Raw genomic sequence first — 2,681 nt, forward strand, 5'->3', positions numbered from 1 at the left:
ATTTATTTATCATTTATAGTTATAAAATTTAATTAAATTTAGAGAATTCCCAGGTTTACGCCTTTATCTCTTAAATTTATATTTTTTAAAATTACAAATTTTTACTTTAAATTTAAAAGTATTTTCATGAAATACAAACGATGAGACAGTGAGTAAATTTTAAAATTTTATCATAAGTGAGCGGAATTTTATCTACGCGTAGTATATAGCTAGGCATCATGGCAGATTAGTATTTCTAGGAAGCTGCGCCTAAGATAATTTATAAAATTTAGAATTTTAAAATTCTAAAAATTTGATAGCTCGCTGATTGCATAGCCTTGTTCGCGCGAAAGCATGCAAGCTTTCACGGATTAAGGCGCGCTCGGTGCGATGTCGTGCTTATCATCGATGAGTTCCGCTTCGTTTAATTGCTTGTATTCGTCGCAGCCGATCTGCTCTGCTAAATCGCATGCTTTCCCGTAAAATTCTTTTGCTAAGGATCTATCTTGTTTAATATGCCATCCATTTTTGTATAAATCCCCGAGATAACTACACGAGTCCGCATCCCCGCTCTCGCAAGTATTTTTAAGCAAATTTAGCCCGCTTTGATATAGGCTTTCTGCTTTTTGGTAATTACCTGCTTTGTAAAAGTCTCCCAGAGTCAAGCACGCCGCCGCCCTGCCGCCATCACAAGCCTTCTGGTATAAATCCGCTAGGCGCTGGCACTCATATAAGTCGCCTTCATCGCATTTCTTTTGATTTATTTGAGCTTTCTTTTGGTACAAAACAGCCGCTTTTTTATATAGAATCTCCGCCTTTTGCAAGTCCTGTCTGACCTTGTCGCCGTTTTTATATAAATATGCAAGGTTATTGCACATATCTGCATCACCGTTATCGCAAATCATTTGACGCAAAACCATAGCCTTGTGCTTGTCTCTTTGGGCGCCGATACCGGATTCGTATAAAATTGCAAGCAAATTGCACGAAAGCATATTGCCGCCATCACAAGCCTTTTGGTGCAAACTCGCAGCCTTTTGATAGTCTTGTCTAACGCCATAGCCTTCGAAGTATAGTCCTGCAAGCTCATAGCAGCCGGTCATATCCCCGCCGTCGCAGGCTTTTTGATAAAAATCCGCCGCTTTTTGATAGTTTTGAGTGATGTTCCTGCCGAATCGATATAAGTTCCCGAGCCTATAGCAGCTTCGCGTATCTCCGCCGTCGCAGCTGCGCTGCCACATTTTTATCGCTTTAGAATAATCGCCGTCCTCATAGAGCTTGTCCGCATCTTCAAAGACTCCACCCATACAAAACATAACCATAATAACCAGACAAAGATATCTTTTCATTTAATCCCTTTGAAATTTCTGTAAATTTACTCGCGCATTCATGGCGCAAAATTCCGCATTTAAGATTTTACGATCTTCGGTTTGCGCGCGAGCTTAATGCCAAGCGGTCTAGCGCGCAAATCCGGCGCGCACTTAACTCTCTTTTAAAAGCTTAGTTAGCGCAGTGCCGCTTTCATCGTGTTTGCGGATGTTTTTATAAATTTTACTAAAATAAGCTTCTAAAAATTCCTGATCGTCGATCCTCTCTTCGCCCTTTTTCGGCACGATCTTTCGGTACTCGCCGCTGCTTTGTAGCTCGAATGCAAGCTCGTTATCACTTAGCTGAAGTTTTAAAATTTCTTTGAGCTTGTTTTGCAGATTTTCGTTGTAAATCGGGCTCATCAGCTCCAGTCTGCGCTCCAAATTTCGCGGCATCCAATCCGCACTCGCGATGTATAGGCTGGGCTGCGCGTGCGCGAAGTAAAAAATTCTAGCATGCTCCAGGTATTTTCCGACGATCGAGATCACGCGGATATTTTCGCTAACGCCCTTAAGCGCCGGGCGCAAGCAGCAGATGCCGCGCACGATGAGATCGATCTTCACGCCCGCCGCACTTGCCTTATACAGCGCCTTGATCATATCGCCGTCGACAAGAGCGTTCATCTTAGCGATGATCCTGCCGGCGGAGCCTTTTTTTTCCTCGTTTTTTATCATCGCCAGGAGCCGCTCTTTGATCTGCATCGGCGACATAGAGAGGTTGTCCAGCTTGCGGTTTTTGTTGTAGCCCGAGAGGATGTGGAAGAAATTCGTCGTGTCCTTATCAAAGCGGTCGCCGCAGGTAAAAAAGCTCACGTCGGTATAAATTTTAGCGCTCGAGCCGTTGTAGTTGCCTGTGCCTAAGTGGATATAAAATTTTAACTTGCCGTCCTCTTTTTTGATGATCTGAGTTACCTTGGCGTGGACTTTAAATCCCGTGATGCCGTAGATCACGTGCGCGCCCGCGTCTTCGAGCGCTTTCGCCCAGTGCAGATTGTTTTCCTCATCAAACCTCGCCTTAAGCTCTACCATCACCGTCACCTGCTTGCCGTCGCTTGCGGCTTCGATCAGACTTTGGACGATCGGGGAGTTTTTCTCCACGCGATACAGCGTCATACGGATCGAGATGACCTTTGGATCTTTTGCAGCCTCTTTGATGAGCTTTTGGACAGGATCGAAGCTTTCGTAAGGATGAATTAACAGGATATCCTCTTTCTCCATAGCGCTCATAACGGAGGTGTTTTCGTTGAAGGGGGGCAGCGTCTTCGGCAGGTATTGCGGGTTAGCTAGAAAGGAAAAATCCTTATTAGAAGCGATCTCCCAAAGTCCGTCCAGCGTAAG

At 44.4% G+C, this 2,681-nt stretch carries 2 protein-coding genes; both read right to left on the minus strand.

Translation table 11 applies throughout. The features are described 5' to 3' along the window. Window positions 1-350: 350 nt before the first annotated feature. Window positions 351-1,325, minus strand: a complete 975-nt coding sequence (locus Q0274_RS00135; RefSeq protein WP_298026445.1) for an SEL1-like repeat protein — start codon at window positions 1,323-1,325, stop codon at window positions 351-353. Between the two features lie 132 nt (window positions 1,326-1,457). Continuing rightward, window positions 1,458-2,681, minus strand: a 1,224-nt coding sequence (ppk1, locus tag Q0274_RS00140; RefSeq protein WP_298026448.1) for a polyphosphate kinase 1, incomplete at its 5' end; no start/stop codon positions are given.

Origin of the sequence: uncultured Campylobacter sp. (assembly GCF_937973075.1) — a bacterium.
In the GTDB taxonomy this organism is placed as follows: domain Bacteria; phylum Campylobacterota; class Campylobacteria; order Campylobacterales; family Campylobacteraceae; genus Campylobacter_B.